Below are 17,012 nucleotides of genomic sequence, written 5' to 3'. Positions count from 1 at the left end.
CTCTTTGTTAGATTCAATACTTGTCTTCATTTTGCCATGAATAAAAAGAAAAATTCAAAGTTTAGCGCTCCAAATTATTTGACAATTTATTGTCTATTTGCAGAATATTCATGAATAAAGGTTGTTAAACGCTTTAACGTTTCCGGCTGAACCTGTGGAAAAACGCCGTGCCCCAAGTTAAAGATGTAACCAGGACTGGCCATCCCTTTATCTAATATTTCTGTTACACGTTCTTCAATAACTTCCCATGGAGCTAACAAAATAGCAGGATCTAAGTTTCCTTGCAGCGTTTTTGTTAAGCCTAATGCACGTGCTTCATCCAGCTGTGTTCGCCAATCTAATCCCACTACATCCAGCGGCAGATCATGCCATTCTTTTGCCAAATGACTTGCCCCTACTCCAAACATAATGAGCGGTACATTTTTTTCACGTAAAGAGGTGAAAATTCGCTCCATAACAGGTTTTATAAAGTAACGATAATCCGCTACATTTAAAGCACCTACCCATGAATCAAAGATTTGAATGGCTTTTGCCCCAGCGTCAATTTGCGCTTTTACATATGTAATCGTCATATCTGCTAACTTATCCATTAGTGCAAACCATGCTTTAGGTTCCGTATACATAAATGCTTTTGTTTTATTGTAATTTTTTGAAGGTCCTCCTTCAATCATATAGCTTGCCACTGTAAAAGGAGCACCCGCAAAGCCAATTAGAGGTACGTTTAACTGTTCTGTTGTTAACAGCTTAATCGTATCTAATACATACGGAACATCTTCTTCCGGCGTAATTTCTCCTAGTTTTTCTACATCGCTTAAAGATTGAATTGGATTAGAAATTACAGGACCAATTCCTGACTTGATTTCAACATCCACTCCAATTGAAGGAAGCGGTGACATTATATCTTTATATAAAATAGCTGCATCCACTCCGTACTGTTCAACGGGCAGGCGTGTTACGTATGCCCCAAGCTCCGGCTGATGAGTGATTTCAAATAAAGAGTACTTCTCTTTTAGCTTTCGGTATTCCGGCTGTGAACGCCCTGCTTGGCGCATATACCAAACCGGAACATGATCCGTTTTTTCCCCTCTACAGGCTTTTAAAAAAGTATCGTTAAACGTTCCTTGACTCATAATTTCCACCTTTCTCGATTGTCTTCCATCCGTATTTTCTTCGATTAGACAGACAATAATCAGCAAAGGAACATACCGGTTCCTCTACTGATTAAAGTTTCACGTTATATTCTCTACTTGTCACTATACCCATTTCTTTACGACTTGTATAGCCACCTGCTAAAAATGTCAAAAATTCGCCCTACTCTTCCTTTTTTTATTGAAAAAGAGCAGGTGTTACTTCGTTGGATTTTTTTCCTTTTTGTTTTGTTTGGGAATTGTAAGGAACTACATAATAAGTAGGACTGTCGAGCAGATTCACACGCTCTTTTTCAAATGCTCCTTTTCCCTTCACTTTGCCAATTACTTCGGCTTTATCTCCTTTTTTCTCATAAACATAATAAACAGCTCTTTTATCAGGTGAAGGTGTCCACGATAAATTTACCGTTAGCAAACCAAATGGATGGAATGTTAATTCTTGTTTTAAATCTTTAACTTGCTCTAAGCGTATTGGTTTTGGCAAATCTTTAACGCCTGCTGGCTTTTGAAATGCAGCTTCGTCGTAACCAGCTCTTGTGAGAATGTCTTTAAATAATAGAGTCGGATAAGAACTTCCTTTTGTTAAATAATGCTGGTCATTTGTAGAATCATATCCCATCCACACGCTTCCTACAACATCTGGCGTATATCCAACGAACCAAGCATCCCTTGTGGCTCCTTTAACATTCGTATACGAAGTAGACCCTGTTTTTCCTGCTAACTCTCCTTTAAACTCTCCATTTTTTGCCGTTCCTTCTTTAACAACTCCTTGAAGCATCTTTGTCATATACCAAGCCGTTTGTTTTGAAAATGCTTTGTGAGTGTCGGGAACAGCTTTTGCAATTACTTTTCCGTCTTGATCTTTTATTTCTTGAATAAAGTACGGTTGGATGTTTTCTCCGTTTTCAGCAAATGCCCGGTACGCTCCTGCTAATTGAAGCGGTGTAATGCCTCCCTTTAATCCTCCAAGAGCAATCGCAAGCCCTTTATCTTCTAAAGGAACTCCTAGCTTTGTGAGATACTGCTTACTTGTTTCAACTCCTAGCTGATTCAATGTCCAGACAGCAGCTGCGTTTTTAGAATCTTTTAGGGCATCGTACATCGTTACCTTTTTAGCATATTGACCGTCTACATTTTTAGGTGTGTATCCCCCGTAGCTTCTAAGCTTGTCTTGCAGCAAAGAATAAGGCTTGAATTGACCTTCTTCTAACGCAGGGCCATATACTGCAATAGGTTTCATCGTAGAACCTGGCTGTCTTTTGACATTTACGCGATTGAGCGATTTTTGTACATAATCTCGTCCTCCCATAACAGATAAAACTCCTCCGCTTTTGTTATCCACTAATACAAAAGCACCTTGGGCACTGTTATCTGTACCTGGAAAATAACGATTTTCTTTCATTAACTCGTAGGCGGCTTCTTGTACTTTTGTACTCATCGGTACTTTGACCGTATAACCGCCGCGCAGAAGCTCATTGCTCGAAATGCTGTATTTCTTCTCTGCTTCTTGAATGACCATATCGATATAGGTTAAATACGCTGGGTTTTTAGCCTGTTCCTTTACGTTCAACCCCAGCGTTCTTCCTTGCAAACGGACATTTTTTTCAGCCGATAAATAACCTGCTCTTTGCATGGCATTTAACACAACATTCCTACGTTCTATACTTTTTTCTGGATGTAAAATAGGAGAATAAGAATTCGGTGCTTTTGGCAGTGCAGCGAGCAGTGCACCTTCTTCTACCGTTAATTCGGAGACATCTTTATTGAAGTAAAGCTTGGATGCAGCTTGGATTCCATAGGCTCCGTGTCCAAAGTATATTTGGTTCAAATACATTTCAAGCAGTTTTTGCTTGCTGTAACGCTGCTCCAAGTTAATGGCCACCACTACTTCTTTTGTTTTTCTAAGCAGCGTTTTATCATTAGATAAAAACACATTTTTAGCCAGCTGCTGTGTTAAAGTACTTCCTCCTTCAACACTTCCTCCAGCCAATATATCTCGGTATAATGCTCGACCAATAGATTTAAAATCGATTCCGTGGTGTTCATAAAAACGAACGTCTTCAATTGAAATAAATGCTTGTTGCACATGCTTTGGAATCTTATCAATTGAAACCAAGTCTCGATTTTTCACATAGAGCTTTGTTAATTCATCTCCATTTTCGTCCACTAACCTCGTAGCCGAGTCCATGACAATCTTTTTCTCATCAATTACATAGTTTCCAAGAAACAAGATGATAATATATCCAATCAATCCTAATAGAAAAATTCCAACTAAGGCAGCAATTGCGTATAAGCCTTTTTTGTACATCGTGCCACCCCTTTTCTTTCGCTAAACTTTTGATAATATGGAAAACAACTTCATCAATGTTTTACTTTACCATCTTCATTAGAAGTTCACAATTTTTGAATTTTTGTGTGTAAAATTTTATAATTTTAGTATGATTTACAATTGTAAATTGTATGCAATTCCCAATTAGAAAGGAAGTATAGTCCATGAAGATCTTTATTACTTACGGAACAGGCCCTTACCTTCAGAAGTTGATCGACGAACATCCGAGTGAACGTTTGTTACTGCTTCACAAAGATGACGATCAATTTGCACTAGTTCACGAAACAGATGGAGATACAATTTTTAAAGAAGGACATGCTTATGAGGTATTAGATGCTTCTGGAGATCTTGCAGATAGCGGATTTGCTGTACTAAATAATATTTCAGTTACAGATGAAGGCCGTCCTTTATTTGAACAGCGATTTAGCCAACGAGCTCGTTTAATTGAAAATGAAGAAGGCTTCTCAGCTATTCGTGTGCTTCGTCCACTGCAAAACGACACATACATTATCTTTACAGGATGGAAAGATGAAAGTTCATTTAGCGATTGGCAGTCTTCAAAAGCCTATAATGAAGCACACAAAAAACGCGGTACGTCAGAAGGCGTGGATCAGCAGCCATCGATTTTCTCTCGCCCTTCTTATGTGACCTCATACCACGTAGTTAAATAAGTAAACATCCTCCTAGTAGGCGAGTATCACAATAGGCACAAACGTCATATTGTATACTATATCACCTATTGGGAGGAATTTTTATGGGCATAGAGCTTGGAGCTCTTCATTGGATGTATGTCCTTTTTATCGCCTTCATTATCGGTTTTATGATTATGCGGCGAGATACGAGTATCCTTTGTATACTCGGGATTTTTTTGCTTTCCTTAACGGCTACCTCTTCGTTAAGCCACTCCGTCAGCGCTGTTTTTTCCAGCTTCATTTATGCCATTACAGAACTGCTTCCTACCATTTTAATTATTTCAATTATTGTATCCATGAGTAAAGTCTTAATGGCTACAGGAATAAATGAATCGATGATTTCACCTTTTGCTCGCCTCATTAAAACGCCTGCTCTTGCCTATTGGGTTATTGGATTAGTTATGATGACCATCTCCTATTTTTTCTGGCCTTCTCCAGCCGTTGCTTTACTTGGAGCCGTGCTTTTACCAGTGGCCATCCGCGTAGGGCTTCCAGCTATAGGCGTAGCTGTAGCGATGAATTTATTCGGCCACGGCGTTGCGCTTTCAGGAGACTTTGTTATTCAAGCTGCTCCTAAGATAACAGCTGACGCAGCAGGTCTTCCAGTTCACGAGGTGGTTCAAGCAAGTGTCCCTCTGGTCATCGTGATGGGAGTTGTTACGACACTCTCTGCTTTTTACTTTTTAAAACAAGATATGAAGCACAATAGAATTCACGCTCAACCGAAAATGTTAACAAGCAGTTCTTCTGTCCAATCCACACCTCTTTCTTCTTCAGTACGCCGGGCTTTAGCCATTATAGTTCCCCTTTTCTTTGCTATAGACGTATGGGCAATGTTCGCCCTTCATTTACAGGGAGGAGATGCAACTGCTCTCGTTGGTGGCACAGCTCTATTTATTTTAGTGGTGGTTTCACTTATTGCTCACAAAGGAAAAGGTCTCGAACAAACAACTTCCTACTTGATTGAAGGCTTGCAGTTTGGTTTTAAAGTATTCGGTCCCGTTATTCCCATTGCAGCTTTTTTCTATTTAGGAGATGCTGGATTCACAACAATCATCGGTGACTTTCTTCCGAAAGGATCACATGGACTTGTAAATGACCTAGGCGTTGCGCTTGCTTCCACTGTGCCGTTAACCGCACAGGTCGCCACTGTAACGATAACTGCTCTAGGAGCTATTACCGGATTAGACGGTTCAGGCTTTTCAGGCATTTCACTTGTAGGCTCTGTCTCTCATTTATTTGCATCTGCTTTAGGATCGGGCGCTGCCACCCTAACTGCTTTAGGGCAAATTGCTGCGATTTGGGTTGGAGGAGGCACGTTGATTCCATGGGCATTGATTCCAGCTGCGGCGATTTGCGGAGTCAGTCCGTTTGAACTCGCCAGACGTAATTTAAAACCTGTAGCGATTGGATTAGTCGTTACAACAATTGTCGCGATGTTCTTAGTTTAAACAAAAGCCCCCTTCTTTTTATGAAGGGGGCTATATGTATATATTTTTTACATGCCTTTTGGAAACTCTTTTTCCGCTGAAGGCTTTACATACGCATAAACAAGCGTATAGAAGAAAATGCCTACAATAAGCCACATAAGCCCTAAGCTGTAGCCAGCTAAGACATCTGTTAAAAAATGTTCTCTTAATAGAATACGGCTCACACCTATTAATAAAACAATTAAAGTAATTGCAAGCTGATACCGCTTGGCTACCTTTTGACTGTTCATATGCTTTGTGAGAAAAAAGATAATCAGACCATAAATAAGAATTCCCATCATCGCATGGCCGCTTGGAAAACTGTAGCCTTCGATGCCTTCAAGAGGACGCCCTCGTTCTACCGCATCTTTAACTGCTTTATTAATAATATCACCGCTTAAAATAAATAAAAATGCCGATATCATACCGATATAGTCCTTTTTAAAAAATAAAAAAACGAGAAGTACAGCTAAAAGAACCATAATCATCACTTTTGAAGCTAAAAAAGACAAGCCATGAAAAACAGATGACGCTGACTGAAGAACAGTGCTGTCATCTATAGCTGAAACAAGCCAGTGGTCTCCTTGAAAAGAATCTGTCGACACAACAAACAACACGCCTAAAAAAACGAGACCTGCCCCCCCAAACACCCACATCAATTTTTTGTACAGAGATACAGTTTGTGAATCTACCATATCGTTACCTCCTATTATCTCATGAGAAAATTGGTAAAAAACTCATTCTTTATCCCTATTCCTCATCTTATGTATCTATTATGTATATAAAATATTTCATGATTCAATTACTTTTTTCAATAACAACGCTTACATTCTTTTCTTTTTTATGGATAATGATATAATGATTAAAATGTCAAAAAATTCAAAACTTTATTCAACCTATACAGAAAGGATATGGTCACGTGAATTCCAAGCTACATACTTTACTTGAAGAAAAATTTGATGAAATGGTTCAAGTCCGCCGATATCTGCATCAGTATCCAGAACCGTCTTTTAAAGAATTTCAAACCGCTGCCTACATTCGATCTTTTTATGATAAAATCGGTATTTCTTACCGAGCAAATGTAGGAGGAAACGGCATTGTAGCAAGCATTCAAGGAGGAAAACCTGGTCCTACTGTAGCTTTGAGAGCCGACTTTGATGCCCTTCCTATTCAAGATGAAAAAGATGTACCATATCAATCAACTGTTCCGGGTGTGTTGCATGCGTGTGGTCACGATGGTCATACGGCTACTCTTTTAGTCCTTGCTAAAGCGCTTTTTGAAATAAAAGATTCTCTCCCCGGTAAAATCGTCTTCATTCATCAGCACGCTGAAGAGTACGCTCCCGGAGGCGCTAAGTCCATGATTGAAGACGGATGCTTAGACGGTGTAGACGCGATATTCGGAACGCATTTGTGGTCATTAACTCCGACTGGTGTGGTTCAATATCGAACGGGCCCTATTATGGCTGCTGCTGATCGCTTTGAAATTACGATCAAAGGAGCAGGCGGCCACGGTGCACAGCCTCACAAAACAAAAGATTCAATCGTCATCGCCTCTCAGCTTGTTGTTAATTTACAGCAAATTGTAAGCAGACGTGTAAACCCAATTGATTCAGCGGTTGTGAGCATAGGTTCTTTTGTAGCAGAAAATGCATTTAATATTATTGCTGATTCTGCTCGACTAATTGGAACGGTAAGAACATTTAATGAAGATGTACGAAATGACGTCGAAAAAGAAATCGAACGAATTGTCCAAGGTACATGCTTAACAGCTGACGCTTCTTATGAACTGAGTTATACGCGCGGCTATCCTTCCGTCGTCAACCACCCGGAAGAAACGGCCTTTCTTGCTTCTGCTGCTTCTCAAATCGATGAAGTTCATACAGTCGAAGAAACGGAGCCTCACATGACTGGGGAAGATTTCTCTTATTATTTGCAGCATATTAAAGGAACTTTCTTTTTTACAGGAGCTCAGCCAGAAGGTGTAGATGCTCCGTATCCTCATCATCATCCTAAATTTGATTTTAACGAAAAAGCAATGCTTATCGCAGCTAAAACGCTTGGTACGGCTGCTGTTGAGTATTTAAGAGAACAAGCTCCTTCTAAAAACGTAATAAAAGCGAATTAATCATTCAGCAAGCATTCGTACGGATAAGCAGACGAGTGCTTGTTGTTTTATTTCAGGAACCTTTTCCTCACTTAAAACGTAGTATTTATATCGACTGAAATGAGGTGATTTTTTTGAATACGTATGAAGAAAAAGTGTTACAAGAAGCTGAACATTGGAAATTCAGCATGTTGAAACGACCTTCTAAATTTCAACGGACCGCAAAATCTTTACAGCTTAAAATAAATGAAAAAATCCCTGCTAAAGTCCATAAGATTATGACTGAAAGCATAAAAAAAATGGTTGAAACCACGCTTGTTGGATCCGATTTCACTACTAAAAAAAGAGATGTCAGCGGTCTTTCGTTTGAAGAAAAAGAGAAAAAAATTTTGGAGCTCATACCTAAGTACAAAAAAACTGCTGCTGTAGAAGGAGCTGGTACTGGTGCAGGCGGTCTCCTTTTAGGTGCAGCAGATTTCCCGCTTCTTCTTTCCATAAAAATGAAGTGCTTATTTGACATTGCCGCTACGTATGGTTTTGATGTAAAAGAAAAAGAAGAGCGCATTTATATGCTGTATATTTTTCATCTTGCTTTTTGCAGCGATGACCATAGAACGAAGCTGCTCGAAGTAGTAGAAAACTGGGAGGAAAAGAAAGAGGAACTTCTTGAGCTTGATTGGAAAGCTTTTCAACAAGAATACCGCGACTACATTGATGTTGTGAAAATGTTTCAGCTGATGCCGGGAATTGGAGCTGTTGTAGGTGCGTATGCTAATTATCAGCTTCTTGATCATCTTACAAAAGTAGCGATGAACGTCTATCGCTTTCGGATATTATCTTCGTCACAAAAATAGTCTAAAAACGTAAAAAAGCTCCATTCGGAGCTTTTTTTTACGTTAATTTTTTATTTACATATGCATTTATAAATAAGTGAATAAATATAGCACCTGCTGCCACGGAAAGCAGTGCAGCAACTAGATTAGAAAAAGCCACCGCTATGGCGAGCACAAGAATTTGTACATACAGCGCTTTTTTCCATACGTCCAGAAATGCCTTTTTCCGTTCTTTAGCTTCAACTGGATAAAGAGAAAGCCATAAAATCTGTTTGTGCTGCTTCCAAAGCGGGAGCAATTGAAAACCCGTCATGTACACAACAAATAAAACAACCACTATATTGCCGTATTGAAACGGCGCAGCTACAATTAAAAATCCGCCAATGACAGTTAAGCGAACGAGCAAGCTTAAATAATCTCCTGATCGCAAAAATGTTCTGGTGTACAAGTAATGGTAAGTGGCACTTTGACGAAATGGAATACGTGCTACTAGCCAATCTAAATATCTACGGCGTTTAATTCGCTCTTTTACCTGAGGAACATCCGTAAATAAATTAGCTAATCGATAAAAATAGCCCATGCGCTTTTCTTCTAAGTCAATTAGCTTTTCCCATTTAATCGGCTTTCTTTTTGTAAGCGACCGATAATAAATGGCTAGCGCAATCATAATTACCGCTACGATTCCTGTAAAGAATGCGTATGCATGCGAAAATAAGAAATACGTAAAAACTGCATTCAAGAAAAACCTGACGATATAATCCGTCCACTTCGCCCACTTTTCTTCAAACCATACGGCCCACCAAGACATGCCTAAGTTTACAACTTTCAAGATGAGTAATAGCAGAAAAAACACAAAAACATTTGAGTAAGAATCATGCATTACCTTTACCTGAAGAGGTGCTGCTGCACCAGTTGCAAATAATAAAATATAAAGCTGAATCGTAAAGGTAAACCAAAAAGATTTTTTAAAATAAGGCTGCAGCTTCGTCTCCAAAGGAAGTAAAAAGACTAAATCAGGTCGTTTTAAAAACGTTTGAATTTGACCCATGGTTAAAATCAATCCCATAAGTATCGCAATCACTACAGCCGAAGGAAACGCCGGTGTTAATGTACTCAACCACTGTTGATAATAGTAGGCCAAACCGCCAATCGCAAAAATTAACACTAATTTAATGTGGTCATTTAAGATATATTTTGTATATCTTCTTATATCCACTAAATACTGCTGAAATCGTTGCTTCCATAATGCATCAATCTTACTCATAGCCTTCTTCCTTTGTTAATTCAATATAAATTTCATCAAGAGTAGCATTGCGCATTTGAAATTCTTCTTGAAGGTCTTTAAGCGTTCCTTGCGCTCTTACTTCTCCGTTATGTAAAATAACAAATTTATCGCAGTAGCGTTCCGCGGTCGCCAAAATGTGTGTGGACATTAAAATGCCTGCACCTTGCTTTTTCATATCCGTCATCAAATCAAGTAAAGATTGAATACCAAGCGGGTCTAACCCTAAAAAAGGTTCATCAATAATATAAAGAGATGGCTGAACCAAAAAAGCGCACATAATCATAACCTTCTGCTTCATTCCTTTTGAAAAATGCGCAGGGAACCATTTTAACTTCCGGTCTAAACGAAATTCTTTTAAAAGCGGCTGCAGACGGGCTTCATATGTTTGAGGCTCAAGTCCATAAGCCATAGCTGTCATATCTAAATGTTCTTTTAATGTTAGTTCATCGTATAGCACAGGAGTTTCTGGAATAAATGTAAACTGACTTCGATAACCTGTTGGGTCTTGTTGAAAGGTTTTATTATTAATGGATACACTTCCTTTTTTTGCTTCCATTAATCCAATGATATGTTTAATCGTTGTACTTTTGCCGGCTCCGTTTAAGCCAATTAATCCAACTAATTCACCTGCATTTACATCAAACGATACATCTTTTAAGACGGGAGTTTTTGTATATCCCCCTGTAATATTATTAATTTGCAATAAAGAACCCATCACGATCTCCTTTTATTTGTTCTTTTTTGTCTCCAAGCGCAAGCGCTATTTGCTCTATTGTACCAAATCTTTTTCTTCCTCACATCGTTTTCAATTTTTTTCGGTTAATTTTTCCAGAATATAATCAAAATATCCGGACATTCTATATAGGGAAGAAGGAAAACAAGTTATTGATTACAACTAATCATTACAAAGCTTCTTACATTTGGGATGAGGTGTCTACAGCAGGCATATTTCAGAAAACCTTATTGTAAATCGATGTATGTTTGATTCATAAGGGGATGGTAGTCATGAACGTAGTAAGAATATATATAATGGGTAGACAATAATGTTCATTTATTACTGTGTAAATGAGGTGTTTGTCAAAGACCAAGAACGATTTCGTTCACATTGTATATTTTTTTAGCTCAATGCTTAAATGAGGTGTTTGTTAAAGAGAATATACTTTTTCAAGTTACTGTGTCATTAGGCAATGCAATTACGTAAATGAGGTGTTCCTTAAAGATCATATGCTGCATTAAAAGCTATTTTTTCCTTCTTCACATGACGGGATGCATAATCGTTTGCATCCCGTTTTTGTGTATAAAATGCCAGCAGCTATTTTTTGTCTGCTGATTGCATTTCTACTTTGTGGTAAAATAAACGTACATGTATACCCATACATTTATATTGGTAACGGAAGGTGAATATAATGAGCACACATGATGAAAACTGTATTTTTTGCAAAATTATTCGCGGTGAAATCCCAGGTGCAAAAGTATTTGAAAATGAACATGTATTAGCTTTTTTAGACATTAGTCAAGTAACAAAAGGGCATACGCTGGTGATTCCAAAAGTACATAAAAAAGACATTTACGAACTAACGCCGGAAATTGCGCGCAATTTGTTTAAAGTGGTTCCTCAAATCGCAAATGCAATTAAAGAAACATACAGCCCAATCGGCTTAAACATCTTAAATAATAATGGTGAAAAAGCTGGTCAATCCGTGTTTCATTATCATATGCACATTATTCCTCGCTATGGGGAAGGCGATGGATTCGGTGCTGTATGGAAAGAGCATACAAGCGAATACACGCCTGAAAAACTTCAAGAAATCGCTGGCAATATTTCTTCTCGCCTTTCTTGAAACAAAAAAAGCTTACACATGTAAGCTTTTTTTGTTTTATCTATTCATTTAACACATGTTTAATCAGTTTGTGATATAAAACATCGTGTGGCTTTTCACTTATTATGAACGACTTTCCGCCTTAACTTCTAAATTCATACGTTCTTCAATCAATTTTGTTAATGCTCTTGATCCTTCAGGTACCAAGTGGACACCATCTGATGTAAAGTATTCAGGGTGCTTAGAAGCCTCTGAGTACCAATCTACGAGCGTGACGTGATCAAACTTTTCAGAAGCAGCTTTCAAGTTCTTGTTCACGGTGCTTTCCCACGAACGAGGAACGCGCGTATTCACTAAGTAAACGTCCGCGTGTGAAAAAGCTTTTACCAGTTGTTCAAGTTCTTCATTTGTAAAGTAGCCGTTTGTTCCTAACTCAATAATCACTGCGCTGTTCGGATTATTAAATGCTTGATAGCTAGGAGTTAGCTGCAGTGCTTCATTGAGCTGCCTTCCTACTTTTCCGTCGATCGTAATACTAAGCGGCATCTCTTTAAGATTAGGAGCAATATCCAGCATGACCGAGTCTCCAATCGCAAGAACATCTCTGTAAGAATTCGGCTGCTGTTTTTCTTTGGTATCAGATTTTTCTTCCCCGGAACTCTTTTCCGCGTTCTCCGCTTTGTTCTTGTCTTTGACAGAAGTTGAAGCATTTTCTTTATGATTCGTTTGAATTTTAACCTCTGTCTCTTTCGCTGTCGTTTCATCCTTTTGCTGCGTACTAATAGCAAAGCTTGTCATATCCGCTGTAAACAGCGCCAAAAAGAAAATGAGACTGCCCAAAACCGCTTGTCTCGAACGAGAGAGATTACGCCATTTAAAAAGCTCTCTCGGATGGTAGTGCCGGAAATAATAGCGAAAGCCGCGTGTGCGGATAGGCACTTCGATGTAACGGTAAGAAAGTTCAGCAATGATAAATGTAAGGCCTACTTGTAGCAGCGCATGCCAATAGACCGGGCGGCCAATCTCGGATACAGGTGTTGTAAGAACAATAACCGGATAATGCCACAAATAGATGCCGTATGATCTAGTACCAAGCCAGCGAAGCGGCTTAAACGACAGAGCTTTTCCTAAAAAACTACTAGGATGACTAATCGTTGCAACCAGTACAGCAGCGTTTAAACAAATCAGCAGCATTCCACCTTGATAAAGAAAAGATGCATGAGTATACTCATCAACGCTCCATACGCAGAGAATAAATACAAAGAAACTCACCATACTTACCGCGTTTAATACTTGCTTGCCTACGGCTGGAAGATTTTTTGATGATAAACGATACATCGGCCAGGCAAATGCAAGTAAACAGCCGATTAAAAGGGCAAACAGCCGAGTGTCAGTTCCATAATAAATACGGCTAGGATCTCCTCCTGGCTCATATAAAAAAGACATTAGAATAGCTGAGGCCATTACTCCAGCTAAAATGAATAGAGAAAGAATTCCTCTCTTTTTGATAAATTTTAAACCCAACAATAAAACAAGTGGCCACACAATATAAAACTGCTCTTCAATAGCCAGTGACCATAAGTTTTTTAATGGTGACGGTGACCCAAAACTATCAAAATATGAAACTTTATGAAAAATAAACCACCAGTTACTCATATAAAAAATAGACGATAATGCATCGCCTCGTAGCGTTGTTAACAATGGCCGGTTAAATAAAATAACCCAAGCTGCAGTTAATACTACCATCACATACACAGCTGGAAGAAGTCTTCTCGTTCGGCTGATCCAAAAATGCTTCAAATTTTTCAAAGGATTTTCCCAAGATTGCACGAGTAAAATCGAGGTAATTAAATACCCTGATAATACAAAGAAAACGTCAACTCCTAGAAATCCTCCAGATGCCCATCCAAATCCTAAGTGATAGGCAATGACAGACATAACAGCGAAAGCTCGAAGTCCATCCAAACTATATATATACCTATTTTTCTTTTCCTTTGCACTCATAAAAATGCCTCCAAGCAATATGTACAACAAATTTCTTCCTCAATAAATATTAATAATATTACGTAATTGTTACATTTTTGTTACAAAAATCATTATATACAATATTATTACTTTCTTCAATATATCACTTACTTAAAATCAAAGAATAAGTAAAAAGAAACAAATTCATTATCTATCTTATTCATAAATTACTAATTTAGTAGTAGTCATATCGATTCTATCTGCGCAGTACTAAAGCCTAACATCTTTCTTTCACCTTACCCGTTTGAGAAATAGAAAAACTTCACACAATTGGTGAAGTTTCTAAGGTGTCTTTAGCATATCTAGGTGAGGAAGCCCTTCATCTGAATAAATATCGGAAACAGGTCTAAAACCAAACGATTCATAAAATGTTTGAAGTCTGCTTTGAGCTTGAATTTTAATTGTCTTCTCGTGCAACTCATTTTCTAAAAAATCAATTCCTCTTGCTACTAGTTCTCTTCCAAGACCTGTACCGCGCTGTGCTTGTTCTACAATAATGCGCCCCAGAGAAGCTTCCTGATAGCTAATTCCTTTTGGTAAAACTCTAAGGTATGCGATAATTTTCTCATTCTCTTTTTTGAACAAGTGATAAGCAAGTTTGTCTTTTCCATCTACTTCTAAGTAAGCACACTTCTGTTCGACAACAAAAATAGCGGTGCGAACCTGTAGAATTTCATAAAGCTCATCGTTTGTCAGCTCTTGAAATGATTTTATGCACCAAGTCATGATCCGCTCACCTTTTCTTATTGTTCTTTTTCAATTAAATTCAGCGTACGTTCAAGCCAATTGATATAGCTTGTCTCCCGGTCTTGAGCGCGAGATAGCACCAAATAATGACCAAATTGAGGAGACGAAACGGTAATGTGATGATTAACTTGTTCCAAAAGGTCATCCATTCGTTTCTTTAAAAAAGTTAGCTTCACTTTCCTGCTTGATAGCTGATTATCTATTTGCTGCTTTAACTCTTCTATTGACATGGATGAAGCAAAATAAGCTTTTAACATAAATTCATCTTTAGTTGTTTCAGGAATAGGATCAATCGTAGTGAGCCACTTGCTTAACTCCGCTCTTCCTTCTTCCGTTATCGAATACATCTTTTTTTCTAATTTCTTGCCTTGAATCACGGTTTCATAGCGAATAAATCCCTCTTCTGTTAATCGCTTTAACTCAGGATAAATCTGGCTGTGCTTAGCACTCCAAAAATTACCGACCTCTTCTTTAAAAAGTCTGGTAATGTCATACCCGCTGAGCTCCTTCTGATCTAAGAGCCCTAATATGGCATATTTTAACACTCTCATTCTGTTCCTCCACATTATTTCTTCCATCAGTATAGCATATAAACATTTCATTTACATGTTTGCCAAAACATGTTTGCGTATACTTTTTATTTATCTTTTTTCTATTATTTTCTCTTTACAGATTAATTTAAATTTTTGAAAAGTTACCTCCACAATCAATGGTTTTCATGATAGTATAATGATATTCTTTCTGACATCAGTCATTAGCCATTTTGTATGATGAGTGTTCGAACTAATTTGAGGAGGAATTAATGTGATTACGTTAAACAGAGCTTATAATTTTAATGCAGGTCCGTCTGCGCTTCCCCTACCTGTCTTACAACTTGCTCAAGAGGAGCTAGTTAATTTTAAAAATACAGGTATGTCTGTGATGGAATTATCACACCGCAGCAAAGAGTTTGAAGATGTATTAACACATGCTAAAGAAACACTCACGGAATTGCTTAACATTCCAGATACACATGAAATTTTATTCTTGCAGGGCGGAGCAAGCCTGCAATTCTCTATGATTCCAATGAACTTTTTATCTCCGGATCAAGTCGGTGCATATGTACTAACCGGATCATGGTCGGAAAAAGCATTAAAAGAAGCAAAGAAACTTGGAAAAACAGCAGTTGTTGCTTCTACTAAAGAAGAGAACTACCGCTCTATTCCAGCTTTAGATGATATAAAGCTTCCAAAAGAAGAAATTGGGTACTTGCATATCACGTCCAACAATACCATTTTTGGTACACAATGGGCTGACTATCCTTCTATCGAAGGAGTAGACTTAATTGCCGACATGTCAAGTGACATTCTTTGCCGTCAAATTGATGTATCTAAGTTCTCACTCATTTATGCTGGTGCTCAGAAAAACCTCGGACCATCTGGTGTCACGGTTGTCATTTTGAAGAAAGAATTGCTTAAACGTATTCCTGAAGGTTTACCAACAATGCTGAATTATGAGACACACGTAAAGAGCAACTCTCTTTACAACACACCTCCAACGTTCGGCATTTACATGCTTTCACTTGTTTTAGATTGGATTAAAGAACAAGGTGGCGTTAAAGCAATTGAAGCCCAAAATCATAAAAAAGCTAAGTTACTCTACACAAGCATGGAACGTTCAAATGGTTTCTATACCCCTCACGCTACAGAGGAAAGCCGATCAATTATGAACGTAACGTTTACTTTACCAACCGATGAGTTAACGGCTGCGTTTTTACAGCAAGCAAAAGAAAAAGGCTTCGTAGGATTAGCTGGACACCGTTCAATCGGCGGATGCCGCGCTTCTATTTACAATGCTGTACCGCTTGAAGCGTGTGAAGCTCTTGCCGCCTTTATGGATGAATTTGCACAGGCAAACGCATAATTGGCAGAATTAACTGATCCTTTTTTCACATAAATATGTTACAATCAGTATGTAAATATATGCAATGGGCATAGACGCACTATTGGTATATTTCGAGCTTAGCTTAGAAGAGGAGAGATGAGAAATGAATACAAAGGTTTTAGTTTCTTTAGCGTTATTAGTCGGAATTGGAGCGGTTCTCCACACGGTGGTACCTCCTATTTTATTTGGAATGAAGCCAGATATGATGTTAACAATGATGTTTTTAGCAATCCTGTTGTTTCCTAGCATAAAAAATGTTGCATTGGTTAGCTTAACCACAGCGGTTATTTCTGCTTTAACAACAAGCTTTCCTGGCGGACAAATTGCAAACTTGATTGATAAACCAATTACAGCATTTGTTTTCTTTGCATTATTTATGCTTGTGAAAAAAGCAACAGGCATTAAAACACCAGTTGCCGCTGCTTTAACAGCTGTTGGCACGCTCGTATCAGGAACCGTATTTTTGTCTGCTGCCGCACTAATCGTCGGCTTACCGGGCGGAAACAGCGTCATGGCGCTTGTTGCTGCGGTTGTATTACCTGCAACAGTAGTGAATACAATCGTTATGGTCGTTATTTACCCAATTGTTCAATCCGTTCTAAAACGCACAAGCATCAAAGCAAAATTATCGTAA

General features: G+C 38.3%; 15 protein-coding genes. 7 read left to right on the top strand and 8 right to left on the bottom strand.

Annotated features, from left to right (window positions below):
* Nucleotides 1–86 precede the first annotated feature (86 nt).
* Nucleotides 87–1,130, bottom strand: coding sequence for a uroporphyrinogen decarboxylase (gene hemE, locus AC3WJG_RS24360; RefSeq protein WP_013055329.1), 1,044 nt, complete (start codon nucleotides 1,128–1,130; stop codon nucleotides 87–89).
* A 196-nt stretch (nucleotides 1,131–1,326) separates the two neighbouring features.
* A complete protein-coding gene (locus AC3WJG_RS24355; protein WP_337134630.1) occupies nucleotides 1,327–3,456 on the bottom strand; it encodes a transglycosylase domain-containing protein in 2,130 nt (709 codons plus the stop codon).
* Nucleotides 3,457–3,641: 185 nt separating this feature from the next.
* Between AC3WJG_RS24355 and AC3WJG_RS24350 the strand changes: the two genes are divergently transcribed.
* Together AC3WJG_RS24350 and AC3WJG_RS24345 are read left to right on the top strand one after the other, a co-directional pair.
* Nucleotides 3,642–4,148: an antibiotic biosynthesis monooxygenase family protein gene (locus AC3WJG_RS24350; protein WP_025751398.1), complete on the top strand. Its 507-nt coding sequence runs from the start codon at nucleotides 3,642–3,644 to the stop codon at nucleotides 4,146–4,148.
* An 83-nt stretch (nucleotides 4,149–4,231) separates the two neighbouring features.
* Nucleotides 4,232–5,620, top strand: a complete 1,389-nt coding sequence (locus tag AC3WJG_RS24345; RefSeq protein WP_221841229.1) for a hypothetical protein — start codon at nucleotides 4,232–4,234, stop codon at nucleotides 5,618–5,620.
* 47 nt (nucleotides 5,621–5,667) lie between these two features.
* Here AC3WJG_RS24345 and AC3WJG_RS24340 read toward each other — a convergent pair whose 3' ends face one another.
* On the bottom strand, nucleotides 5,668–6,333 hold the full coding sequence (locus AC3WJG_RS24340; RefSeq protein ID WP_097825009.1) for a phosphatase PAP2 family protein: 666 nt from the start codon (nucleotides 6,331–6,333) through the stop codon (nucleotides 5,668–5,670).
* 224 nt (nucleotides 6,334–6,557) lie between these two features.
* Between AC3WJG_RS24340 and AC3WJG_RS24335 the strand changes: the two genes are divergently transcribed.
* Together AC3WJG_RS24335 and AC3WJG_RS24330 are read left to right on the top strand one after the other, a co-directional pair.
* Nucleotides 6,558–7,766 carry a M20 family metallopeptidase gene (locus tag AC3WJG_RS24335; protein WP_337134629.1) on the top strand — a complete coding sequence of 403 codons (1,209 nt, stop codon included), beginning with the start codon at nucleotides 6,558–6,560 and terminating at the stop codon, nucleotides 7,764–7,766.
* A 113-nt stretch (nucleotides 7,767–7,879) separates the two neighbouring features.
* Nucleotides 7,880–8,599, top strand: coding sequence for an EcsC family protein (locus AC3WJG_RS24330; protein ID WP_028410280.1), 720 nt, complete (start codon nucleotides 7,880–7,882; stop codon nucleotides 8,597–8,599).
* Nucleotides 8,600–8,636: 37 nt separating this feature from the next.
* Here AC3WJG_RS24330 and AC3WJG_RS24325 read toward each other — a convergent pair whose 3' ends face one another.
* Together AC3WJG_RS24325 and AC3WJG_RS24320 are read right to left on the bottom strand one after the other, a co-directional pair.
* On the bottom strand, nucleotides 8,637–9,842 hold the full coding sequence (locus tag AC3WJG_RS24325; RefSeq protein ID WP_028410279.1) for an ABC transporter permease: 1,206 nt from the start codon (nucleotides 9,840–9,842) through the stop codon (nucleotides 8,637–8,639).
* On the bottom strand, nucleotides 9,835–10,578 hold the full coding sequence (locus AC3WJG_RS24320; protein WP_013055321.1) for an ABC transporter ATP-binding protein: 744 nt from the start codon (nucleotides 10,576–10,578) through the stop codon (nucleotides 9,835–9,837). Before AC3WJG_RS24320 ends, AC3WJG_RS24325 begins: the two co-directional genes overlap by 8 nt.
* Before the next feature lie 691 nt (nucleotides 10,579–11,269).
* Between AC3WJG_RS24320 and AC3WJG_RS24315 the strand changes: the two genes are divergently transcribed.
* The gene (locus AC3WJG_RS24315) at nucleotides 11,270–11,704 is read left to right on the top strand and encodes an HIT family protein (RefSeq protein ID WP_221841230.1); all 435 of its coding nucleotides are present in this window, start codon (nucleotides 11,270–11,272) and stop codon (nucleotides 11,702–11,704) included.
* A 102-nt stretch (nucleotides 11,705–11,806) separates the two neighbouring features.
* On the opposite strand, the gene AC3WJG_RS24310 is transcribed toward AC3WJG_RS24315, so the two are convergent.
* The 3 genes from AC3WJG_RS24310 to AC3WJG_RS24300 form a co-directional block, all read right to left on the bottom strand.
* Nucleotides 11,807–13,687: an acyltransferase family protein gene (locus AC3WJG_RS24310; RefSeq protein WP_337134627.1), complete on the bottom strand. Its 1,881-nt coding sequence runs from the start codon at nucleotides 13,685–13,687 to the stop codon at nucleotides 11,807–11,809.
* A 303-nt stretch (nucleotides 13,688–13,990) separates the two neighbouring features.
* A complete protein-coding gene (locus AC3WJG_RS24305) occupies nucleotides 13,991–14,434 on the bottom strand; it encodes a GNAT family N-acetyltransferase (protein WP_028410277.1) in 444 nt (147 codons plus the stop codon).
* A gap of 17 nt (nucleotides 14,435–14,451) precedes the next feature.
* On the bottom strand, nucleotides 14,452–15,006 hold the full coding sequence (locus tag AC3WJG_RS24300) for a PadR family transcriptional regulator (protein WP_025752934.1): 555 nt from the start codon (nucleotides 15,004–15,006) through the stop codon (nucleotides 14,452–14,454).
* Between the two features lie 253 nt (nucleotides 15,007–15,259).
* Here AC3WJG_RS24300 and serC point away from each other — a divergent pair, with 253 nt between their 5' ends.
* Both serC and AC3WJG_RS24290 read left to right on the top strand, forming a co-directional pair.
* Nucleotides 15,260–16,357, top strand: a complete 1,098-nt coding sequence (serC, locus tag AC3WJG_RS24295) for a 3-phosphoserine/phosphohydroxythreonine transaminase (protein WP_034276682.1) — start codon at nucleotides 15,260–15,262, stop codon at nucleotides 16,355–16,357.
* Between the two features lie 124 nt (nucleotides 16,358–16,481).
* Nucleotides 16,482–17,012 carry a tryptophan transporter gene (locus AC3WJG_RS24290; protein ID WP_025752938.1) on the top strand — a complete coding sequence of 177 codons (531 nt, stop codon included), beginning with the start codon at nucleotides 16,482–16,484 and terminating at the stop codon, nucleotides 17,010–17,012.

This window comes from Priestia sp. FW507-14D1A, assembly GCF_058781295.1.
This window is presented reverse-complemented; position numbering and strand designations above follow the sequence as displayed.